This is a genomic window from Pseudomonas sp. SIMBA_041, assembly GCF_046535095.1.
GTDB classification, from domain to species: Bacteria; Pseudomonadota; Gammaproteobacteria; order Pseudomonadales; family Pseudomonadaceae; genus Aquipseudomonas; species Aquipseudomonas mucoides.
This window is the reverse complement of the sequence record NZ_JAWRXJ010000014.1, coordinates 77,141-97,194: the sequence shown is the minus strand read 5'-3', so window position 1 is coordinate 97,194 and position 20,054 is coordinate 77,141. Positions and strand designations below refer to the sequence as shown.

Annotated in this window: 19 protein-coding genes, 4 tRNA genes and 1 riboswitch; of the genes, 5 read left to right on the top strand and 18 right to left on the bottom strand. The window is 58.6% G+C overall.

Annotated elements, in window-relative coordinates; genetic code table 11:
• Positions 1-4 precede the first annotated feature (4 nt).
• From SB725_RS27715 to SB725_RS27705, 3 genes are all read right to left on the bottom strand, one after another.
• Positions 5-544 carry a hypothetical protein gene (locus tag SB725_RS27715; protein ID WP_027923943.1) on the bottom strand — a complete coding sequence of 180 codons (540 nt, stop codon included), beginning with the start codon at positions 542-544 and terminating at the stop codon, positions 5-7.
• 131 nt (positions 545-675) lie between these two features.
• Positions 676-2,013, bottom strand: coding sequence for a chromate efflux transporter (gene chrA, locus SB725_RS27710; protein ID WP_410922892.1), 1,338 nt, complete (start codon positions 2,011-2,013; stop codon positions 676-678).
• A gap of 92 nt (positions 2,014-2,105) precedes the next feature.
• A tRNA-Arg gene (locus SB725_RS27705) sits at positions 2,106-2,182 on the bottom strand.
• A gap of 290 nt (positions 2,183-2,472) precedes the next feature.
• Between SB725_RS27705 and SB725_RS27700 the strand changes: the two genes are divergently transcribed.
• Entirely contained in the window at positions 2,473-2,703 is a 231-nt protein-coding gene (locus SB725_RS27700) for a hypothetical protein (protein ID WP_410922906.1), read from the top strand.
• Between the two features lie 22 nt (positions 2,704-2,725).
• Complete coding sequence (locus SB725_RS27695; RefSeq protein WP_027923940.1) at positions 2,726-2,905, top strand: PA3371 family protein; 180 nt, start codon at positions 2,726-2,728, stop codon at positions 2,903-2,905.
• Here SB725_RS27695 and phnN read toward each other — a convergent pair.
• Positions 2,880-3,440 (bottom strand): phosphonate metabolism protein/1,5-bisphosphokinase (PRPP-forming) PhnN, encoded by a 561-nt coding sequence (phnN, locus tag SB725_RS27690; RefSeq protein ID WP_059182306.1) that lies wholly within the window; start codon positions 3,438-3,440, stop codon positions 2,880-2,882. The genes SB725_RS27695 and phnN overlap by 26 nt on opposite strands.
• A gap of 385 nt (positions 3,441-3,825) precedes the next feature.
• Between phnN and SB725_RS27685 the strand changes: the two genes are divergently transcribed.
• A complete protein-coding gene (locus tag SB725_RS27685) occupies positions 3,826-4,152 on the top strand; it encodes an Arc family DNA-binding protein (RefSeq protein WP_003178899.1) in 327 nt (108 codons plus the stop codon).
• Between the two features lie 103 nt (positions 4,153-4,255).
• On the opposite strand, the gene mgtE is transcribed toward SB725_RS27685, so the two are convergent.
• Positions 4,256-5,698: a magnesium transporter gene (gene mgtE / locus SB725_RS27680; RefSeq protein ID WP_010457218.1), complete on the bottom strand. Its 1,443-nt coding sequence runs from the start codon at positions 5,696-5,698 to the stop codon at positions 4,256-4,258.
• Positions 5,699-6,016: 318 nt separating this feature from the next.
• Between mgtE and SB725_RS27675 the strand changes: the two genes are divergently transcribed.
• A complete protein-coding gene (locus SB725_RS27675) occupies positions 6,017-6,535 on the top strand; it encodes a hypothetical protein (protein WP_027923938.1) in 519 nt (172 codons plus the stop codon).
• Positions 6,536-6,554: 19 nt separating this feature from the next.
• On the opposite strand, the gene SB725_RS27670 is transcribed toward SB725_RS27675, so the two are convergent.
• The 7 genes from SB725_RS27670 to ltaE all read right to left on the bottom strand — a co-directional run bounded on the left by SB725_RS27670 (position 6,555) and on the right by ltaE (position 12,526).
• Positions 6,555-6,631: transfer RNA gene (locus SB725_RS27670), tRNA-Arg, on the bottom strand.
• Between the two features lie 72 nt (positions 6,632-6,703).
• Positions 6,704-6,780, bottom strand: a tRNA-Arg gene (locus SB725_RS27665).
• A gap of 107 nt (positions 6,781-6,887) precedes the next feature.
• Positions 6,888-6,978 (bottom strand) — tRNA-Ser (locus SB725_RS27660).
• Positions 6,979-7,040: 62 nt separating this feature from the next.
• A complete protein-coding gene (gene csrA / locus SB725_RS27655; protein ID WP_002554426.1) occupies positions 7,041-7,229 on the bottom strand; it encodes a carbon storage regulator CsrA in 189 nt (62 codons plus the stop codon).
• Between the two features lie 188 nt (positions 7,230-7,417).
• Positions 7,418-8,659 carry an aspartate kinase gene (locus SB725_RS27650; RefSeq protein WP_027923937.1) on the bottom strand — a complete coding sequence of 414 codons (1,242 nt, stop codon included), beginning with the start codon at positions 8,657-8,659 and terminating at the stop codon, positions 7,418-7,420.
• A 91-nt stretch (positions 8,660-8,750) separates the two neighbouring features.
• On the bottom strand, positions 8,751-11,375 hold the full coding sequence (gene alaS, locus SB725_RS27645; protein ID WP_027923936.1) for an alanine--tRNA ligase: 2,625 nt from the start codon (positions 11,373-11,375) through the stop codon (positions 8,751-8,753).
• A gap of 146 nt (positions 11,376-11,521) precedes the next feature.
• Positions 11,522-12,526: a low-specificity L-threonine aldolase gene (gene ltaE, locus SB725_RS27640; RefSeq protein WP_059182304.1), complete on the bottom strand. Its 1,005-nt coding sequence runs from the start codon at positions 12,524-12,526 to the stop codon at positions 11,522-11,524.
• 195 nt (positions 12,527-12,721) lie between these two features.
• Positions 12,722-12,893: riboswitch (FMN riboswitch) on the top strand.
• A gap of 101 nt (positions 12,894-12,994) precedes the next feature.
• Between ltaE and SB725_RS27635 the strand changes: the two genes are divergently transcribed.
• On the top strand, positions 12,995-13,504 hold the full coding sequence (locus SB725_RS27635) for a 6,7-dimethyl-8-ribityllumazine synthase (protein WP_027923934.1): 510 nt from the start codon (positions 12,995-12,997) through the stop codon (positions 13,502-13,504).
• Positions 13,505-13,554: 50 nt separating this feature from the next.
• On the opposite strand, the gene astE is transcribed toward SB725_RS27635, so the two are convergent.
• The 6 genes from astE to aruF form a co-directional block, all read right to left on the bottom strand.
• A complete protein-coding gene (astE, locus tag SB725_RS27630; RefSeq protein ID WP_059182303.1) occupies positions 13,555-14,565 on the bottom strand; it encodes a succinylglutamate desuccinylase in 1,011 nt (336 codons plus the stop codon).
• Positions 14,566-14,577: 12 nt separating this feature from the next.
• Positions 14,578-14,865: a hypothetical protein gene (locus tag SB725_RS27625; protein WP_027923932.1), complete on the bottom strand. Its 288-nt coding sequence runs from the start codon at positions 14,863-14,865 to the stop codon at positions 14,578-14,580.
• A gap of 26 nt (positions 14,866-14,891) precedes the next feature.
• Complete coding sequence (astB, locus tag SB725_RS27620; RefSeq protein ID WP_027923931.1) at positions 14,892-16,238, bottom strand: N-succinylarginine dihydrolase; 1,347 nt, start codon at positions 16,236-16,238, stop codon at positions 14,892-14,894.
• A 164-nt stretch (positions 16,239-16,402) separates the two neighbouring features.
• Entirely contained in the window at positions 16,403-17,872 is a 1,470-nt protein-coding gene (gene astD, locus SB725_RS27615; protein ID WP_172825978.1) for a succinylglutamate-semialdehyde dehydrogenase, read from the bottom strand.
• Positions 17,869-18,894, bottom strand: a complete 1,026-nt coding sequence (astA, locus tag SB725_RS27610; RefSeq protein ID WP_027923929.1) for an arginine N-succinyltransferase — start codon at positions 18,892-18,894, stop codon at positions 17,869-17,871. Before astA ends, astD begins: the two co-directional genes overlap by 4 nt.
• A gap of 84 nt (positions 18,895-18,978) precedes the next feature.
• A complete protein-coding gene (aruF, locus tag SB725_RS27605) occupies positions 18,979-19,998 on the bottom strand; it encodes an arginine/ornithine succinyltransferase subunit alpha (protein ID WP_027923928.1) in 1,020 nt (339 codons plus the stop codon).
• Positions 19,999-20,054: the final 56 nt, after the last annotated feature.

Below are 20,054 nucleotides of genomic sequence, written 5' to 3'. Positions count from 1 at the left end.
TTAACTAGTTCAAATAGGCGCGTTGCACGCAGACGCGCCGGTCAATGGCCTGGCGCAGGCGCTCCTTGTGGTCCGACCAGACCCTCGGATCGACCTTGCTGGCGCGCATCAACTCCAGCATGGCCGTCTTGGCCGCCAGGTATTCCGACCAGGCATCCTCGGAACGTATCTTCAAACGCTCGCGCTCGGTCATCTCCATGCGCCGCAGCGCCAGTGTCGGCTCATCGGTGATGACAGGACTGAGCGTCAATTGCGGCCGATGGGGCGCAACAAATGCCTGAGTGTCCGCCAGCCATTCCCTCGCTCGCTGCGCGCCCCACTTCAACGCCGTGCAATAGTGCTCACCGACGCGCCGATCGTGAAACTCCTCGCAGATTGCCCAGCCGTCGTCATCGTAAATACCCACAAACACCTGGGTGACGCCTTCGACGCTGGTCCGTGCCTGCACGTCAACCTGCAGGCCATTGCCGAGCACTTCTTCATGGGTGTGGAGCGGTAACCGACTGTTGGTCCATAACCAGAATTGAGCCCCCCTGCGTCGCATCGTTTCACCTCCTGAAATCCTTTCAGGAGTAAGGCACAGCGATGACAGGTTTGCCATGTAGGTCGTCGGTTGGCCGGACATAAAAAAACCCTGTCGGATGGAGGTATCCGACAGGGCTTTTTTTATTGTTTCTAACGCAACAGATGCACTGCCAGACCCACAAGTGCACAGGCCATCAGCACCTGAATGACGCCCCGCTTGAAGCGGAACAAGGCAATGGCCGCGGCGATCGCGATCAGTGCCGAGGGCCAATCGAGTTGGCCGCTGAAACCCTTTGGCCACAGCACGTGATAGCCGAAGAAGCACGCCAGATTGAGAATCACACCCACGACGGCGGCCGTAATCGCAGTCAGTGGCGCAGTGAACTTGAGCTCATTGTGGGTCGACTCGACCAATGGCCCGCCCGCGAGGATGAACAGGAACGAGGGCAGGAAGGTAAACCAGGTCACCAGGCAGGCAGCGACGGCTCCCGCGAGAAAAACATGGTCGCTGCCGAACACTTGAGCAACATACGCGCCGACAAAACTGACGAAGGCCACGACCATGATCAACGGTCCAGGTGTGGTTTCGCCTAACGCCAGGCCATCGATCATTTGAGTCGGTGTCAGCCAGCCATAATGCCCGACCACCCCTTGATAGACATAGGGAAGCACGGCATACGCACCGCCAAACGTCAGCAGGGCCGCTTTGGTAAAGAACCACCCCATCTGGGTCAGGGTGCCTTCCCAGCCAAAGAGCGCGGTCAAAATCCCCATTGGCAGGCCCCATAACGCGGCGCCGATCACGGCCAGCGTTGCCAATTTCAACCAACTGAACCGGGCATGCTCCGGGGACGGGGTGTCATCATCGATCACAGCCGGGCCAAAGGACTTTTTGGCAGCTCCATGACCACCGGTCCTGAACTTATCGGGCGCCAGGCGTCCGCCGACATAGCCAAGCACTGCGGCACCCAGAACGATCAGCGGGAACGGCACATTGAACGCGAAGATGGCGGTGAATGAAGCGGCCGCTATCGCCCATAGCCAATTGTTCTTCAATGCCCGAGAGCCGATCCGATGGGCCGCCTGCACGACAATGGCGGTCACGGCAGGCTTGATGCCATAGAAAAGCCCGGCCACCACCGGCACGTCACCGAAGGCGATGTACATCCACGACAACCCGATCAGGATGAACAACGACGGCAGCACAAACAGTGCGCCGGCAATCACCCCGCCCCAGGTTCGATGCATCAGCCAGCCGATATAGGTCGCCAACTGCTGCGCCTCTGGCCCGGGGAGCAACATGCAGTAGTTGAGGGCATGCAGGAATCGGCGCTCGGATATCCAGCGCCGCCGTTCGACCAGCTCTTGGTGCATGATCGAGATCTGCCCCGCAGGCCCGCCGAAACTGATGAAGCCAAGCTTCAACCAGAACCAGAACGCCTCACGAAGACTGATTGCGCCCGGCCTGGACAGCTTTTCTTCAACCATTAGCGCCAAAGCCTCTGGAAACGAACAAGCAGGGAATGTGCGATGCGGGCACTAACGGAAACGGCGCCTTGCGCAAGGCGCCATGAAATAGATGGTGTCCCAGGGCAGGTTCGAACTGCCAACCTTCCCCTTAGGAGGGGGATGCTCTATCCAATTGAGCTACTGAGACACACGTCGCCCGCACGAAATGCGGTGCGATGGACGGCGTGCATGTTAACGGGCAAGCCCGGATTTGTCATGTCGTCCGTAGGGCTTTTTAAGTGTAGGCAGACGCCCCACCGGGCTGTGGCTTTGTTTACCGTGCAAATTGCATCCCCTCAAAATGCCATCATTGCAATTTGCAATGCCACCCCTTCTCAACGACAAGTTAATTCCTTGTTTTTAAAGGATTTAATAGCCGTTAAACTATTGGCACGCGGGCTGCTTCAGCTGTTCTCAAGAACAACCGAGGTGAGCCTCATGAATCGCGACCTTTTACTCTCGAATGCGATCGCCCTGGCAGTCCTGGCGGGTTTTCATTTTGCCCCCGAGAACAGCGCGGTGCAGGTCGCTCAACGTATGCCGCATTACCTGCAGCTGCAAAAAGCCCCGCAATTGGCGGTCATGAGCGATCAGGGCGGGTTTATTCGCCAGGATGTGAGCCAGGAAGGCCCATCGCTATCGCAGGCTTCCGAACGCTTTGTATTTTGAATCACCCTATCAGGAGCACAGCATGTCCAAATCAGCCGCAGGATTTTTGATCCTTGCCTTACTGAGCGGCATTCTTCATTTGGCTTTGGTTCAGGAGGTGGTTGTCACCCTGCCGCTGATTGCCTGCGGCGTTTTCGCCGGGTTGTTTGTGTTGGCGCTAATTGCCGGGCGAAAAATCAAGTTCGATCCGGTGCTGCGTTAAATTTCAGCAGATCGAGGAGATGGGCAACGGTCACGGCGAGCTCGCCAGAGTTATCGAGTCGATGGACTGGCATGTTGTCAGCCGCGAACTGTGTGTTGCGGTGTAGCCTGTCTTCTATGTCCGCCAGGCTCTCACGACCACGCCGCACCAGGCGTTCGCGCAACACTTCATCCTTGACGGTCAACAGTACCGGGATCAGATCGGGGTAACGCTGTAGCGCCTCGGCAAGATGAGCGCGAGAACCGTTGACCAATACATGCCGGCCCTCCTTTAGCCACTGATCGATCTGAATCGGAATCCCATAATCCAGGCCATTGGCCTGCCACGACAGCGCGAAGTCACCCGCGTCTTTCAGGTGCCGGAATTCCTCGCGCGAGACGCCGACAGCGTCCTCGCCCACCGACTCGGCCGAGCGCGTTATGACCCTGCGCACCACTTCGCAGTTCATCAACTGCAAAGGTTTTCGAGCCGCTTCAATGAGGCTGTCTTTGCCGGATCCGGAAGGCCCCATCATATAAATCAGCCTGCCATCCATCCTGAATCATCCCCCACAGCGAGTTCGCCCCTAGTAAATCGGCCAATTGCCACTATCCTGTATCAGACAAGGATCAAGGATCGAATCCGCATAGCATGCACCTTCAGACGTCTTCAGACATCATCTGCGGGAGCAAAGGACGCGGTCGGCAATGCGGCTCTGGGCAACTTTTCCAACCAGTCCACATTTCTGACAAGGGGTGCTGGCATTAAGCCTTTACCCGGCTCAATATTTGTCACAGAATTGACGCCAATGATATGGCTTCTTTGAGGCATGATGCGGGCCTCTTTCAATTCAGGTTGAACATTTGGCCAGTAAGCTTGTCCTACCAGACATCCTGCGGCCAATCCCGAGAACCGCTCCCCTGAACTAACCGGTTAAATATATGCGCCCATTGAAACAGGCAATTTATTCCAGCCGTACGGCTGACAAGTTCGTCGTACGTCTGCCAGACGGAATGCGTGAACGCATTGCCGAGGTGGCTCGCAATCATCATCGCAGCATGAACTCCGAAATCATTGCACGCCTTGAGCAGAGTCTTATTCAGGAAGGTGCACTGGGCGAAGAGTTGAGCATGCGCCTGGACAGCCCGGAGCTGTCATTGCACGAACGCGAATTACTGCAACGTTTCCGTCAACTGTCCCACCGCCAGCAAAACGCCCTTGTTTCGCTGATCGCCCACGACGCTGAAATGGCCGCAGACGCGTCCTGAATCACCCCGAAAGCTCAAGCCAGCATTATCGCTGGCTTTTTTTTGCCTGAAATTTGGCCATAAAAAACCCGCCAATTGGGCGGGTTTCTTAAAGCGGGTCAAGTCAGAGCAGGAAGATCGTCGCCAGCCCAAGGAAGATGAAGAACCCGCCACTGTCGGTCATGGCGGTGATCATCACGCTCGCGCCCATCGCAGGATCGCGCCCAAGCCGCGCCAGGGTCATCGGAATCAAAACCCCCATCAACGCCGCCAGCAACAGGTTGAGCGTCATGGCGGCCGTCATGACCACGCCAAGGGACCAACTGCCGTAAAGCAGATAGGCCACCACGCCAATCACCCCGCCCCAGACCAGGCCATTGATCAGACCGACCGCCAATTCCTTGCGCATCAGCCGCGAGGTATTGCCGGTACTGACCTGATCCAGCGCCATCGCACGAACGATCATGGTGATGGTCTGGTTACCGGAGTTGCCACCGATACCGGCTACGATCGGCATCAATGCCGCCAGTGCGACCAGTTTTTCGATGGAGCCTTCGAACAGGCCGATCACCCGCGATGCAATAAACGCGGTAATCAGGTTTACCGCCAGCCAGGCCCAACGGTTGCGCAGGGATTTCCAGACTGACGCGAAAATATCTTCTTCTTCGCGCAGACCCGCCATGTTGAGAACTTCGTTTTCGCTCTCTTCACGAATCAGGTCGACCATTTCATCGATGGTCAGACGGCCGATCAGCTTGCCGTTCTTGTCGACCACGGGGGCCGAGATCAAGTCGTAACGTTCGAACGCCTGAGCGGCGTCATAGGCGTCCTCGTCCGGGTGAAAACTCACCGGGTCGCTGGCCATGACTTCTGAAACCTGTTTTTCCGGATCGTTGACCAGCAGACGCTTGATCGGCAGTACACCTTTCAGCACGCCGTCGTAGTCGACAACGAACAGCTTGTCGGTGTGGCCGGGCAGCTCTTTGAGGCGACGCAGGTAACGCAGAACCACTTCGAGACTGACATCCTCACGGATGGTCACCATCTCGAAGTCCATCAGTGCCCCGACTTGCTCCTCGTCGTAGGACAACGCGGAGCGAACGCGCTCACGCTGTTGACCATCGAGGGTTTCCATCAGCTCGTGGACGACGTCTCGCGGCAGCTCGGACGCCAGGTCAGCGAGTTCGTCGGCGTCCATGTCCTTGGCCGCGGCCAGGAGCTCGTGATCGTCCATGTCGGCGATCAGGGTTTCACGGACCGAGTCGGATACTTCGAGCAGGATGTCGCCATCGCGATCAGCCTTGACCAATTGCCAAAGCGTCAGACGATCGTCCAGCGGCAGCGCTTCAAGGATGTAGGCAACGTCGGCGGAGTGCAGATCATCGAGTTTGCGTTGCAGCTCGACGAGGTTTTGCCGGTGAACCAGGTTCTCGACCCGGTCGTGATGCGGACCTTCCTGGCGATGAGTCAGGTCTTCGACGACCCGCTGACGCTGCAACAGCTCAACAACTTGAGCGAGGCGGTCCTGCAGGCTTTCTTGCGTTTTCTTTACTTCAACTTCGGACATAGGCGAACTCCACTCCCAGCAGCGGGGCACGCCGGAAGGATCAATCAGTCAATTCATGATTGGTGAAACGGGGTACTGAGTAACTACTGGGTAAGTCCATGGAGGTATTCCACAAGCCCCGGCGGGGCTGACGGGCGCAATGATACACCGCCCAACGGTTTTAAACGTTAAAAAATCGTGGCTGAAACAAGCGCTTGCAAGCCAAACCTGAGCGCCACCCTATCTATCAAGTGCGACGACTCATTCTGAAAAGAAAACACACCATCTTCCAAAAATGTAGCAGCTACCCTTGGTATCGACCGTCAAGGAGGACGCCATATGCCATCGATTGCGTACTATTTTTTGCTGACCACCCTGCTCTGCCTGCCGCCCCTGTTGCACGCGAAGACTGTGCATCGCTGCGAAGCTGCCAACGGGCATGTCACCTTCACCACCTTGAGCTGTACGGCCGGAGAGAGCCTTTCATTGCAGGATGTGCGCACTTTCACACCCGGCAGCACGATGGCGCTCATGCCAGATGCCAACACTGGTGAAACATCAGGTATGAAAAACATCAGGAGAGAACCGATCATCGCGGGTCAGGCAGAAGACAAATGCGGGAACCTGATCAGCGCCAGGGAGCGACGCGAAGCGATCATCAATCAACGCGTCGTCGCAGGCATGAGTCAGCAGGACGTCGAGAGCGCACTTGGCAAGCCAGACAAGATCAATATCAGGAATTCATCAACGAGTTACCGCTACGACGCGAAGCGAGGCCGTAGCGCACAGGTCGAGTTTGATGAGAAAGGATGTACGAAAGGGAAAGCCAAATCCCAGACAGCAAAAAGCCCGCGTTAGACGCAGGCTTTTTGGTGTTTGGTGCACTCGACAGGATTCGAACCTGTGACCGCTCGGTTCGTAGCCGAGTACTCTATCCAGCTGAGCTACGAGTGCATTTTGTGTTTTTAAACCAGACCACAACTGGCTGAAGCAAAGTCGCTCGCATCACTGCAAACAACTCTTAAATGGTGCACTCGACAGGATTCGAACCTGTGACCGCTCGGTTCGTAGCCGAGTACTCTATCCAGCTGAGCTACGAGTGCATTTGTTGCCGCGCATTATAGGCCGTTTAATCTCTATGTCAAACACTTTTTCTAGTAATTTCAACAACTTACCGAAGAAGCCAGATTACAACGTACTACGCAAATAATGGCGGAGAACGGGGGATTCGAACCCCCGACACCCTTTTGAGGTGTACTCCCTTAGCAGGGGAGCGCCTTCGGCCACTCGGCCAGCTCTCCGCAACACGGGGCGTATCTTAACCAACCTTTTCCCCGTTTGCAAACATAAAAAACGATAAAAATTAATGGCTTGGTTCTTCGTCCTTCTCTTTCTTTATACGCAGGTAAATTTCCTCACGGTGCACAGCAACCTCTTTCGGGGCGTTCACACCGATACGCACTTGATTTCCTTTGACGCCGAGCACGGTCACGGTGATTTCGCCATCACCAATAATCAGGCTTTCTGCGCACCGACGGGTCAGAATCAGCATACCTTTCTCCTAACGCATTTCATTTCAGGGACAACAGTCTGCAAAAAAAAGGCACTCGACCCACAACCAGAATGATCGCAGCCCTACATGCCTGAGTATTGACCAGCGCGAGCAAAAGAACAGTTTTAGGCCGCGCCATTCAAAAAAAGACAAAGGGCGCGGTCAGACCGCGCCCTTTGGTAAACGCATCACTCGCCCTGACGGGCCGGTGCGTCCAGTTCGAAAGCTGTGTGCAGAGCGCGCACAGCCAGTTCCAGGTACTTCTCTTCGATCACAACGGAGACTTTGATTTCCGATGTCGAGATCATCTGGATGTTGATGCTTTCTTTCGCCAGGGATTCGAACATGCGGCTGGCCACGCCTGCGTGGGAGCGCATGCCGACGCCGACGATCGATACCTTGGCAATCTTGGTGTCGCCCACGACTTCACGGGCACCCAGCTCGCCAGCGGTTTTTTCCAGCACGGCTTGCGCCGCCTGGTAGTCGTTGCGGTGCACAGTGAAGGTGAAGTCGGTGGTGTTATCGTGCGCGACGTTCTGCACGATCATGTCGACTTCGATGTTCGCGGCACTGATCGGGCCGAGAATCTTGAATGCAACGCCCGGGATGTCTGGCACGCCACGGATGGTCAGCTTGGCTTCATCGCGGTTGAATGCGATACCGGAAATGATCGGCTGTTCCATGGTTTCCTCTTCATCAATAGTAATGAGGGTGCCCGGACCCTCCTTGAAGCTGTGCAGTACGCGCAGCGGAACGTTGTACTTGCCGGCAAACTCGACCGCACGGATCTGCAGTACCTTGGAACCGAGGCTGGCCATTTCCAGCATCTCTTCGAAGGTAATCTTTTCCAGGCGTTGAGCCACGGACACCACACGCGGGTCGGTGGTGTAGACACCATCGACGTCGGTGTAGATCTGGCATTCATCAGCCTTCAGGGCTGCGGCCAGCGCCACGCCGGTGGTGTCGGAACCGCCGCGACCGAGGGTGGTGATGTTGCCGTGCTCGTCGACGCCCTGGAAACCGGCGACAACCACTACGCGACCGGCTTTCAGATCACCACGAATCTTCTGGTCATCAATCTGCAAGATACGCGCTTTATTGTGCGCGCTATCGGTCAGAATCCGCACCTGATTACCGGTGTAGGACACCGCTGGCACGCCGCGCTTGATCAGCGCCATGGCCAACAGTGCAATCGTCACCTGCTCACCGGTGGAAACGATCACATCCAGCTCGCGGGGAACCGGTTGGCCGTCGCCACTGATTTGCTTGGCCAGATCGATCAGACGGTTGGTTTCGCCGCTCATTGCAGACAGCACAACCACCAGGTCATCGCCAGCATCGCGGAATTTCTTAACCTTGTCGGCGACCTGCTCGATTCTCTCGACAGTGCCGACCGAGGTGCCTCCAAATTTCTGTACGATCAAAGCCATTTCAAAGCCGCCTCTGCCCATGAAGGGCGCCCAAATAATCACTCAAACAGCGTTCTGACCCGCTACTAGACCGCGGGTCAGACACACTGCCTTATAAACCCTGCTCTACAAATGGAACGGTCAGGGCCAATGCTGCATCCAGAGCGCCGGCGTCTGTACCGCCGCCCTGCGCCATGTCTGGACGACCACCGCCCTTCCCGCCCACTGCCGCAGCGGCTTGCTTCATCAAATCACCGGCTTTGAGTTGGCCAGTCAGGTCTTTGGTTACGCCTGCAACCAGAACGACCTTTTCCTCATGGACACTGCCGAGCAGGATCACTGCGCGGCCGAGTTTGTTTTTCAGTTGATCGACCAGCGCCAGCAGCGCCTTGCCATCCTGACCGTCCAGACGCACGGCCAGCACCTTCACGCCTTTGACGTCCAGGGCTGCGGCCGACAGATCGTCGCCCGCTGCACTGGCAGCCTTGGCTTGCAACTGCTCGAGTTGCTTTTCCAGCAGACGGTTGCGCTCCAGCACAGCCGACAGCTTGTCGATCAGGTTGTCGCGGCTACCCTTGACCAGGTTGGCCGCTTCCTTGAGTTGTTCTTCGGCCGCATTCAAGTAGGCCAGTGCCGCAGCGCCGGTGACGGCCTCGATACGACGCACACCCGATGCCACACCGCCTTCGCTGATGATTTTCAACAGACCGATGTCGCCGGTACGGTTGGCGTGGATACCGCCACACAGCTCAACCGAGAAATCGCCACCCATGCTCAGCACGCGCACATTGTCGCCGTACTTCTCGCCGAACAGCGCCATGGCGCCCTTCTTCTTGGCTGTCTCGATGTCGGTTTCTTCGGTTTCAACCGCGGAGTTCTTGCGGATCTCGGCGTTGACGATGTCTTCCAGAGCTTTCAATTGCTCAGGCTTGATGGCTTCGAAGTGGCTGAAGTCAAAGCGCAGGCGCTGACTGTCGACCAACGAACCTTTCTGCTGAACGTGATCGCCCAGCACCTGACGCAATGCGGCGTGCAGCAAGTGAGTGGCCGAGTGGTTCAGCGACGTGGCATGACGCACGTCGGCTTCGACGTGAGCTTCAACCGGCGCGCCGATGATCAGGCTGCCCGATGCCAATACACCGTGGTGCAGGAAGGCGCCGCCGGTCTTGGTGGTATCGCGCACGTCGAAGCGGCTGTTGCCGGCTTGCAGATAACCACAGTCACCAATCTGGCCACCGGACTCCGCGTAGAACGGGGTCTGGTTTAGAACGACCACGCCTTCTTCGCCTTCGCTCAACACGTCAACCGATTGCCCTTCTTTATAGAGAGCCACGACTTTCGCCGAACCGCTGGTCGCTTTGTAACCGGTAAATTCGGTAGCCACATCAACCTTGACCAGGCTGTTGTAGTCCATGCCGAAGGAGCTGGCGGAACGGGCACGGACGCGTTGGGCTTCCATTTCGCGCTCAAAGCCTTCTTCGTCGATGGTCAGGCTGCGCTCGCGAGCGATGTCGCCGGTCAGGTCCATCGGGAAACCGTAGGTGTCGTAGAGTTTGAACACGACGTCGCCCGGTACCACGTCGCCTTTGAGGTCGGCCAGATCCTGCTCGAGGATTTTCAGGCCTTGCTCCAGGGTCTTGGCGAACTGCTCTTCTTCAGCTTTCAGAACACGTTCGATGTGCGCCTGCTGGGATTTCAGCTCAGGGAAGGCTTCGCCCATCTCGGCAACCAGGGCCGCAACGATCTGATAGAAGAAACTGCCCTTGGCGCCCAGCTTGTTGCCGTGACGGCAAGCGCGACGAATGATCCGGCGCAGTACATAGCCGCGACCTTCGTTGGACGGCAGCACACCGTCAGCGATCAGGAAGCCGCAAGAACGAATGTGGTCAGCCACGACTTTCAGGGAAGCCTGAGCGTCGTTGGTGCAACCGATGGCCTTGGCCGAAGCGCTCAGCAGGCTCTGGAACAGGTCGATTTCATAGTTCGAGTGAACGTGCTGCAGCACGGCACTGATCCGCTCCAGGCCCATGCCGGTGTCGACCGACGGCGCTGGCAGCGGGTGCAACACGCCATCGGCGGTGCGGTTGAACTGCATGAACACGTTGTTCCAGATCTCGATGTAACGGTCACCGTCTTCTTCCGGCGAGCCCGGTGGGCCGCCCCAGATGTCGGCACCGTGATCATAGAAAATTTCGGTGCAAGGACCGCACGGGCCGGTATCGCCCATGGTCCAGAAGTTGTCGGACGCGTACGGCGCGCCTTTGTTGTCGCCGATGCGAACCATGCGCTCGGCCGGAACACCAATTTCCTTGGTCCAGATGTCGTACGCCTCGTCATCGCTGGCGTAGACGGTCACCCAGAGCTTTTCCTTCGGCAGATTCAGCCACTGGTCGGAGGTCAGGAAGTTCCAGGCGTAGGTGATCGCGTCACGCTTGAAATAATCACCGAAGCTGAAGTTACCCAGCATTTCGAAGAAAGTGTGGTGACGGGCGGTATAACCGACGTTTTCCAGGTCGTTGTGCTTGCCGCCGGCGCGCACGCATTTCTGGCTGCTGACCGCGCGGGTGTACGCGCGTTTTTCCTGGCCCAGGAAGCAGTCCTTGAACTGGTTCATCCCCGCGTTAGTGAACAGCAGGGTTGGGTCGTTGCCCGGAATCAAAGAGCTGGAGGCTACACGAGTGTGGCCTTGCTCTTCGAAGAAGCGAAGGAAGGCTTCACGGATTTCTGCGCTTTTCATTAGGTTCTTCCACGGAGGCTGCGGCCAAAGGCCTGTTCGAAACGTCAACAGACGAAGCGACGGCAAAGGGCCGCATTATATCGGCCCTGCGCGCGGGGTACAGCGTGTTTATACGATAGAAACAGTCAATTGGAGCGCTAACGCTATCACTTGCGCGAAAAGTCGACGAATGCCGCGACGACCTGCCCGATTTGCTCACGATTGACGTCCATGTGCGTGACCATACGCAGACGCCCTGCCGCGCTCAACTTGATCCCGCGTTCGGCGGCGAACGTCTTGATGGCTTCGGCCTTGTCACCCATCTGCACGTACACCATGTTGGTCTGCACCGGTTCGACGTCGTAACCCGCCGCGCGCAGGCCTTCAGCCAACAGCTGCGCATTGGCGTGGTCGTCGGCCAGACGCTGGACGTTGTTATCCAGCGCATACAAGCCTGCTGCCGCCAGAATCCCGGCCTGACGCATGCCGCCTCCGACCATCTTGCGCAATCGGCGCGCCTTGGCAATCAACTCGACCGAGCCGCACAACACCGAACCGACCGGCGCGCCCAGGCCTTTGGACAGACACACCGACACGGAATCGAAGTGCTGAGTGATTTCCCGGGCATCAACCCCCAGTTTGACGGCCGCGTTGTAGAGCCGCGCGCCGTCCAGGTGCAGCTGCAAGCCATGTTCACGGGTAAAGCTGCGGGCCCGCGCCAGATACTCCAGCGGCAGCACTTTGCCTTGCATGGTGTTTTCCAGCGCCAGCAAACGGGTGCGGGCGAAGTGGAAATCGTCCGGTTTGATCGCGGCGGCCACCTGAGCCAGGTCCAGCGAGCCATCGGCCTGCAGTTCCAACGGCTGCGGTTGAATCGAACCGAGCACCGCTGCACCGCCACCTTCATACTTATAGGTGTGGGCCTGTTGGCCGACAATGTATTCCTCGCCCCGCTCGCAATGTGCCATCAAACCCAGCAGGTTACTCATCGTGCCTGTCGGCACAAACAGGGCTGCGGCGAAACCCAGACGTTTTGCCAGCTCGGCTTCAAGACGGTTGACCGTCGGATCCTCGCCATAAACGTCGTCACCGGTGGCCGCGCAGGCCATTGCGTCGAGCATCCCGGCGGAAGGTTGGGTGACGGTGTCGCTGCGAAGATCGATAACGCTCATGAATCTGGCCTCGGTAAGCAGGGGAAATCCCTTTCAAGTAGGAATTACTGCGGTCATGACGACGAATAATCAACCCTTGAGCCGGAAAAGACAGCCCAAACCAGCGAAAAAGTCGATAACAATCATCAGATAGCAGCGATGCGCGGCTCACAAATATGTGTTAAAAACGCTGCGCCGCCAGACAATCTGACGGCAAAACGTTCTCAGGGCGGGGTGCAACTCCCCACCGGCGGTAATTGCGCGCAACGCGCATAGCCCGCGAGCGCTTGGCGACAGGTACGGCAATGACCGTGCATGACGACAAGGTCAGCAGACCCGGTGTGATCCCGGGGCCGACGGTCATAGTCCGGATGAAGAGAGAACGGGATTGACGCCAAAGGGCCGTCCGCTGCATTCGTGCGAGCGTGCGTACCCTGAAATCCCATTCGATTCATATGCCCTGTTTTAACCATAAACAGGAGTCAGAACATGCAACCCACCGCAATCGATAGCAAAAGCAAAAACCATCAGGGCGAGCGCGTTGCGTTCATCCAGGCCTGCTGGCACAAGGAAATCGTCGATCAGAGCCGTAAAGGCTTTGTCACCGAAATGATTGCCCAGGGTTATCAGGAATCGGACATCGATTTCTTCGAAGTCGGCGGCGCCTTTGAAATGCCCCTGCACGCCAAGTTGCTGGCCAAGACCGGCCGTTATTCGGGCATCGTCGCGGCAGCCCTGGTGGTTGATGGCGGGATCTACCGTCACGAGTTCGTCGCCCAGTCGGTGGTCAGTGGCCTGATGCAGGTGCAACTGGAAACTGAAGTGCCCGTGTTCTCGGTATCCCTGACCCCGCACCACTTCCATGCAGGTGAAGAGCACCAGAAGTTCTTCTTCGAGCATTTCCTGCATAAAGGTCAGGAAGCCGCGAAGACCTGCGCGGATACGCTGCACAAGATCCGTAACCTGCGTCGCTCCGAACCCCGGGCGGTAGCCGTCTAAGTCGGAAGATCGTTCCCACGCACCGCGTGGGAACGATCAGTGCGCAAAAGTCAGGCGAGGTTTTCGTCGGTGGTCGGTACGATCAGGATGCCGGCGCGCAAGCCATTCTTCACCTTGGGGTTCGGGAAGATAATCCGGGCGCCCTCTTCTTCGATGATCCAGCGGGTATTGGCGATGTCTTCCGCCAGCAGGTAACCCACGTCCAGTTCGGAAAAGTTCTCGATGTCCGCCGGAAGGTTCAAGCGGAAGCTGTCGCTGTGCTTGATGATTTCCCGTGCCACGCTGTACAGCTGCAAACCGTCCAGTGCTGCTTCGGTCAGTTCCGGTTCGGCGCCTTCGATGATCTGTTTCAGGCGGGTTTCCAGCTGGGAAACGTTGACCCCGGCGTTCTGCCCGAATGGCCTTGCCTTGCCCAGTTCAAGGGTGAAGGACTCGGCGCCCAGCTTGTCGTAGGTGTAGGAACTGAAAACGATGGATGGCTTGTTCTGCAACAGCACCGCTTCCATGCCGGCAGCACGCAGGCGTGCCAGTTCCTGTCGCGAATGCTGGCGACCTTCCTTCCAGGGGTACAAGGCGAACTGCTCAATCTTCGAGCCGCGAATCGCGGTGTGCAGGTCGTAGTGCAGACGCTGACGATCTGGCAGGCTGAAGAAACTCGCCGCCAGCCGCTCCAGCTCACAAGCGCGTAAGGCTTCGGAGCCGCTGCTTTGCTCGTGACGGCCGTTGAACAGCCGATTGACGTCCTGCTCGACAAAGCGCTCGCCTTTGCGAATCGCTTCCGGGTTACCGAACAGGAACAGAATACGTGCGCGCGGCTTCAAATCACCGCGAGCGATGTCATGCAACAGGCGGTCAAGCAACTCGATTGGCGCTGTTTCGTTGCCGTGAATACCGGCTGACAACAGCAGGTCCAGGCCATTGTCGCGCGCTTCAGGTGGCCGGACTTCCAGCGCACCTTCGCTCAACCAGCGCATCCGCACGCCTTCGACAGTCAGTTGAGTCTTCTCCGCCGGTTCACGGCCGGCGAGGGTCAGTTCAAGCAGTTTGCCGAGGGCGAGCATAGAGCGGTTTCCTTAGTGGTCGTGTGCGCAATCCGGGCCGTGCACGTGGTCTTCGTCGCCGACTTCAGCCGGTTCCATTTCCAGTTGCAGACTTACCAGATTAGTCGCCAATGGACGCAGCAGCAGGTTGGCGTATTCAGCGTCACCTTCTTCGACGTCCACGCCGATCAGCAGTTGGCCACGGCCATCGTGCTGGATCCACAGCTCTTTGCCTTGCCACAGGACCGCGACGCGGGTGCAGGAGGTTTCCAGTTGCGTGCCGTCGGTGTCTTCAAGGATCAGCTGCAGGGTATCGCTCATGTTTTTTACGCTCTCGTTTGAGACTTTCAATTGATCTGGAATGGATAAACCGCGCCCAGTTTAAGGATTTGCGTCAGTTCATCCAGTGCCGTCCGGCATTCAAGCAGCAATTGCGGGTCCGCGAGATCGTTTTCGGTCATGCGGTCGCGGTAGTGCTTGTCGACCCATTCGGTCAACGTGCCGTACAACGGTGCCGTCATGATAACCCCTGGGTTGACCGCCGCCAGCTCGGTTTCATTCAGTGCGACGCGCAGCCGCAGGCAAGCCGGGCCGCCACCGTTCTGCATGCTTTGCTTCAGATCGAAGACTTTCACTTCGCGGATCAGGCCGCCGGAGCTGGTCAGACCTTGCAGGTACTGCCAGACACGCTCGTTGCCACGGCATTCTTCGGGCACGATCAACAGCATCGAACCGTCAGGACGCGACAGCAGTTGGCTGTTGAACAGGTAGGACCGAACGGCGTCTTCCACGGTGACGGCGGAACGCGGCACGCAGATGGACTGGAATTTGCCGCCGACTTTTGCGAGTTTGCTTTGCAGCTCGGCCAGCATCTGCTCGGTGTCGAGGAATGCATCCTCGTGATAGAACAACACTTCGCCATTACCTACAGCGATCACGTCGTTGTGGAATACGCCCTGATCGATCACCGACGGGTTCTGCTGCGCGTAGACCACACCGTCTTCGCTCAAGCCGTGCAGGCGGGCAACGGCCTGTGACGCTTCCAGCGTCTGGCGTGCTGGGTATTTCTGCGGTGCAGGGTAGCGGGTATCGAATGCGCTGCGACCGAACACGAAGAACTCGACGCCGGCTTCACCGTATTCACGGCAGAAACGGGTGTGGTTGGCCGCGCCTTCGTCACCGAACTGCGCCACGGCCGGCAACGCGGCATGGTGCGCAAAGTGCTTCTGATCGGCGAACATCGCACCCAGCACGCGGCTGGTGGTCGGGTGTTCGATGCTGCGGTGGTACTTGCAGTTGAGGTTGGCGGCGGTGAAATGAACGCGGCCGTCAGCGGTGTCGGCACTCGGGCTGACCGTGGCGGCGTTGGCTACCCACATGCTCGACGCCGAGCAACTGGCAACCAGCAACGGCATCGCGTCTTTAGCGGCTTGCTCGATCACTTGCGCGTCGGTGCCGCTGAAACCCAAACGGCGCAGTGCGGCCACGTCCGGGCGTTCTTGTGGCGCCAACACACCTTGCTGAAAGCCCATTTCCATCAGCGCTTTCATTTTCGCCAGGCCTTGCAGCGCGGCTTCCTTCGGGTTCGAAGACTGCTGGCTGTTGCTCTGGGACGCGACGTTGCCGTAGGACAAACCGCCGTAGTTATGGGTCGGCCCCACTAGACCGTCAAAATTGACTTCATAGGATTTCATCAGCGAGGCTCCACGAGAATCTGTTGTTATAGGCTTCTGGTAACTGTTCTTTTAGACCGGGTCGCGGCCATCGCGGGAAGCCCGGCTCCCACAGGTTCGGCGGTGTTCATACACTATGTATTCGACGCAAATCCGGTGGGAGCGGGCTTGCCCGCGATTGGGCATTACACCATCTTCACGCCAGGCGTGAGAGCAGCAGGCAACACCAGGCTCGGGGTTTCCAGCGAGGCCACCGGGTAAGCGCAGTAATCGGCTGCGTAGTAGGCGCTGGCGCGATGGTTGCCCGAGGCCCCCACACCGCCGAATGGTGCGCTGCTCGCGGCACCGGTCAGCTGCTTGTTCCAGTTGACGATACCGGCGCGGCTTTCCAGCCAGAACTGCCGGTAACGCGCTTCGGAATCCGACAGCAAACCCGCCGCCAGGCCATAGTCGGTATCGTTGGCTTCGGCGATCGCCGCTTCAAAATCAGCGTAGCGGATCACTTGCAGCAACGGGCCGAACAGCTCTTCGTCAGGACGGTCAGCCACGGCCGTCACGTCCAGAATGCCCGGGGTCAGCAACGCGGCTTGTGCCTGCGGCTGAGTCATTTCCAGCAACGCCACTGCGCCATTGGCCAGCAAATGTTCTTGCGCGTCCATCAACGCTTTCGCGGCGCCAAGGGAAATAACCGACCCCATGAAGGGTGCCGGTTGTTGATCAAACGCACCCACTTCAATCGTCGCGCTGACCGCCACCAGACGCGCCAGCAGCGTGTCGCCCCAGGCGCCCTGCGGCACCAGCAAGCGGCGTGCACAGGTGCAACGCTGACCGGCGGAAATGAAGGCCGACTGGATGATGGTGTAAACAGCGGCATCGAGGTCTGCCACTTCGTCGACCACCAGCGGGTTGTTACCCCCCATTTCCAGCGCCAGGATTTTGTCTGGACGACCGGCGAATTGCTGATGCAGGTGATTACCGGTGCGGCTGGAACCAGTGAAGAACAGACCGTCGATGCCCGGGTTTGCCGCCAGGGCAATACCGGTTTCACGAGCGCCTTGCAGCAGGTTCAACACGCCCGCCGGCAAGCCGGCTTCGATCCAGCATTTAACCGTCAGCTCGGCGACTTTCGGGGTCAACTCGCTGGGTTTGAACAACACGCTGTTACCGGCCAGCAGCGCTGGCACGATGTGACCGTTCGGCAAGTGGCCAGGGAAATTGTAAGGACCGAACACCGCCACCACGCCGTGCGGTTTATGACGCAGCACAGCAGTGGCGTCGCCCAGCGGGCCGCTCTTCTCGCCGGTACGTTCACGGTAGCTCTGCACCGAAATCGCAATCTTGTTGACCATGCTGGTCACTTCGGTCGCCGACTCCCACAGTGGCTTGCCGGTTTCTTCACCGATGCAGCGCGCCAGTTCGTCAGCCTTGTTTTTCAGTGCGGCGGCAAAGGCCTCAAGCACGGCAATGCGCTCGTCCAGGGTCCGACGGGCCCAGCCCGGGAATGCCTGACGCGCGGCTTGCACGGCGGATTCAACCTGAGCCGCCGTGGCGCCTTCGCCGGACCACAGCACTTGCTGGGTCACCGGGTTCAGCGACTGGAAGGCTTCACCCTGGCCGGCCAGCCATTCACCTGCGATGTATAGCGAATTCATTATTTCGACTCCCGAGCAGCAGACAACGGAACGGCGCGCACTTGATCGCCGGCGTTGAGTTGAAGACGTTTGGCGGTCAGCGGATCAACCACCAGCGTGCCGGCGGCGAAGCGTGCTGGCGCGGCAGTGATCCGGCAGTCTTCGCGCTTGCGGTTATGAATCAGGAACGGCGTAGCGTCGTCGCCCGGTGTGCCGATGGCCAGCACCAGCGCCTCGCTGTCACGCACCGCGCGAATCTTGCCGGTTTCGCACTCGACGGCCGGGCCGGCGTCGAAGATGTCGACGTAGCCCTGGTAGCTGAAACCTTCGCTCTTGAGCATGGCCAGCGCCGGCTCGGTGTCCGGATGGACCTTGCCGATGACGTTGCGCGCGTCGGGCGAAAGGAAGCAGGTGTACAGCGGAAACTTCGGCATCAGTTCGGCAATGAATGCCTTGTTGCCCACGCCGGTCAGGTAATCAGCCTGGCTGAATTCCATCTTGAAGAAGTGACGGCCCAGGCTCTCCCAGAAAGGCGAACGCCCGGCTTCATCGGAGACACCACGCATCTCGGCGATGATCTTGTTGCCGAACAGTTGCGGGAACTCGGCAATGAACAACATCCGCGCCTTCGCCAGCATGCGGCCATTGAGGCCGGTGCGGAAATCGGCGTGCAGGAACAACGAGCACAGCTCGGAGTTGCCGGTCAGGTCATTGGCCAGGAACAGCGTCGGAATCTCGCGGTAGATGTTCAGCTCTTGCGAAGCGCTGACCGTCAGGCCGACCCGGAAGTTGTACCAAGGCTCACGCAGGCCGACCGCACCGGCGATGGCGGAAATGCCCACCACGCGGCCCGCGTCATCCTCAAGTACGAACAGGTAGTCCGCATCAGCGCGCCCGGCTTCGCCGCGAAAGGTCTTCTCGGCCCAGCCGACCCGATGGGCCAGACGTTCTTCGTTGGCCGGCAAGGTAGTCAGGCCGGTGCCGGTGCTGCGGGCCAGGTCGATCAGAGCGGGTAAATCGCTGCTGCGTACGGGACGAACGATCATGCTATCTCCTCAAACGGGCCGCTTGCGCCACCCGTGAAATTTCGCTGCTTTCCAGGTATCTCTCGCTGGAAATCAATGCCGGCGTTAAACCGCCACCAGGCGCACGCTGGCACCTTCACCGACGCCCAAGGCTTCGGCCGCTTCCAGATCCAGGGTCACGGGTTTGCCTGGCGCGTAATCGAGCTCAAGCAACACGGCGCGGTAATCCTGCAACTGGGCATTGGCCACCAGGTACTGACGTCCGACACCTTTGACCGGCTCGCCGATTTTCACCGGTACGACGCGGCTCTGGGCGATCGAACGGATCCCCGTCACACGGGCGTGCAAGGTCGGGCCACCGTCGAAAATGTCGATGTAGTGATCGGTCTCGAAGCCTTCGCGCATCAGGATGTCGAAGGTGATCTGCGCCCGTGGATGCACCTGGCCCATCGCCTCTTGAGCGGAGTCCGGCAGCAGCGGCACATAGATCGGGTAATGCGGCATCAGCTCGGCCAGGAACGTGCGGCTCTTCAGACCGCACAGACGCTCGGCTTCAGCGTAGTTGAGGTCGAAGAAGTTGCGGCCGATGGCATCCCAGAATGGCGAGTCGCCGTTTTCATCGCTGTAACCGACGATCTCGGTCACCACGGAATCGGCAAAGCGCTCCGGATGGCTGGCGACGAACAGCAGGCGCCCACGAGAATTGAGCTCGGCCCAAGGCGACCCCACCAGCTCGCGCTGCACGTAGAAACTGGTCAGCAGGCTGTTGCCGGTCAGGTCGTGGCACTGGGAGAGCACGTGAATCTTGTTATGAATCTTCAGCTCGCGGGAGGCGTGCACGAAGGTTTCATTACGGAAACTGTAGAACGGCTCGGAATAACCGGCCGAGGCCACGATCGCCGAGCAACCGGCCAGCTTGCCGGTGGTCGTGTCTTCGAGGACGAAGAAATAGCTCTCTTCACCATTGAAGCTGACTTCGGCAGCAAACGAGGCTTCGCTTGCAGCGATCTTGTCGCTCAGGCGTTCAACGTCATCCGGCAAGGAAGTGACACCAATCGGGCTGTCCGCAGCCAGACGCTGTACCTCGCCCAGATCAGCCATTTGCGCGGGGCGCATCACCAGCATGGTGTCACTCCTTTCTCGAAAAACTCTTTGAGGAAAATAACCGGCCCCCTTGTAGG

Bases quoted from the DNA above. Each gene is read 5' to 3' on its own strand.
- ltaE (WP_059182304.1), bottom strand. From the start codon at position 12,526: ATGAGCGTTATCGATCTTCGCAGCGACACCGTCACCCAACCTTCCGCC.
- SB725_RS27625 (WP_027923932.1), bottom strand. From the start codon at position 14,865: ATGAGCGATACCCTGCAGCTGATCCTTGAAGACACCGACGGCACGCAA.
- SB725_RS27715 (WP_027923943.1), bottom strand. From the start codon at position 544: ATGCGACGCAGGGGGGCTCAATTCTGGTTATGGACCAACAGTCGGTTA.
- SB725_RS27700 (WP_410922906.1), top strand. From the start codon at position 2,473: ATGAATCGCGACCTTTTACTCTCGAATGCGATCGCCCTGGCAGTCCTG.
- SB725_RS27650 (WP_027923937.1), bottom strand. From the start codon at position 8,659: ATGGCTTTGATCGTACAGAAATTTGGAGGCACCTCGGTCGGCACTGTC.
- SB725_RS27635 (WP_027923934.1), top strand. From the start codon at position 12,995: ATGCAACCCACCGCAATCGATAGCAAAAGCAAAAACCATCAGGGCGAG.
- aruF (WP_027923928.1), bottom strand. From the start codon at position 19,998: ATGCTGGTGATGCGCCCCGCGCAAATGGCTGATCTGGGCGAGGTACAG.
- mgtE (WP_010457218.1), bottom strand. From the start codon at position 5,698: ATGTCCGAAGTTGAAGTAAAGAAAACGCAAGAAAGCCTGCAGGACCGC.
- csrA (WP_002554426.1), bottom strand. From the start codon at position 7,229: ATGCTGATTCTGACCCGTCGGTGCGCAGAAAGCCTGATTATTGGTGAT.
- SB725_RS27695 (WP_027923940.1), top strand. From the start codon at position 2,726: ATGTCCAAATCAGCCGCAGGATTTTTGATCCTTGCCTTACTGAGCGGC.
- astB (WP_027923931.1), bottom strand. From the start codon at position 16,238: ATGAAATCCTATGAAGTCAATTTTGACGGTCTAGTGGGGCCGACCCAT.
- phnN (WP_059182306.1), bottom strand. From the start codon at position 3,440: ATGGATGGCAGGCTGATTTATATGATGGGGCCTTCCGGATCCGGCAAA.
- SB725_RS27685 (WP_003178899.1), top strand. From the start codon at position 3,826: ATGCGCCCATTGAAACAGGCAATTTATTCCAGCCGTACGGCTGACAAG.
- SB725_RS27675 (WP_027923938.1), top strand. From the start codon at position 6,017: ATGCCATCGATTGCGTACTATTTTTTGCTGACCACCCTGCTCTGCCTG.
- chrA (WP_410922892.1), bottom strand. From the start codon at position 2,013: ATGGTTGAAGAAAAGCTGTCCAGGCCGGGCGCAATCAGTCTTCGTGAG.
- alaS (WP_027923936.1), bottom strand. From the start codon at position 11,375: ATGAAAAGCGCAGAAATCCGTGAAGCCTTCCTTCGCTTCTTCGAAGAG.
- astE (WP_059182303.1), bottom strand. From the start codon at position 14,565: ATGCTCGCCCTCGGCAAACTGCTTGAACTGACCCTCGCCGGCCGTGAA.
- astA (WP_027923929.1), bottom strand. From the start codon at position 18,894: ATGATCGTTCGTCCCGTACGCAGCAGCGATTTACCCGCTCTGATCGAC.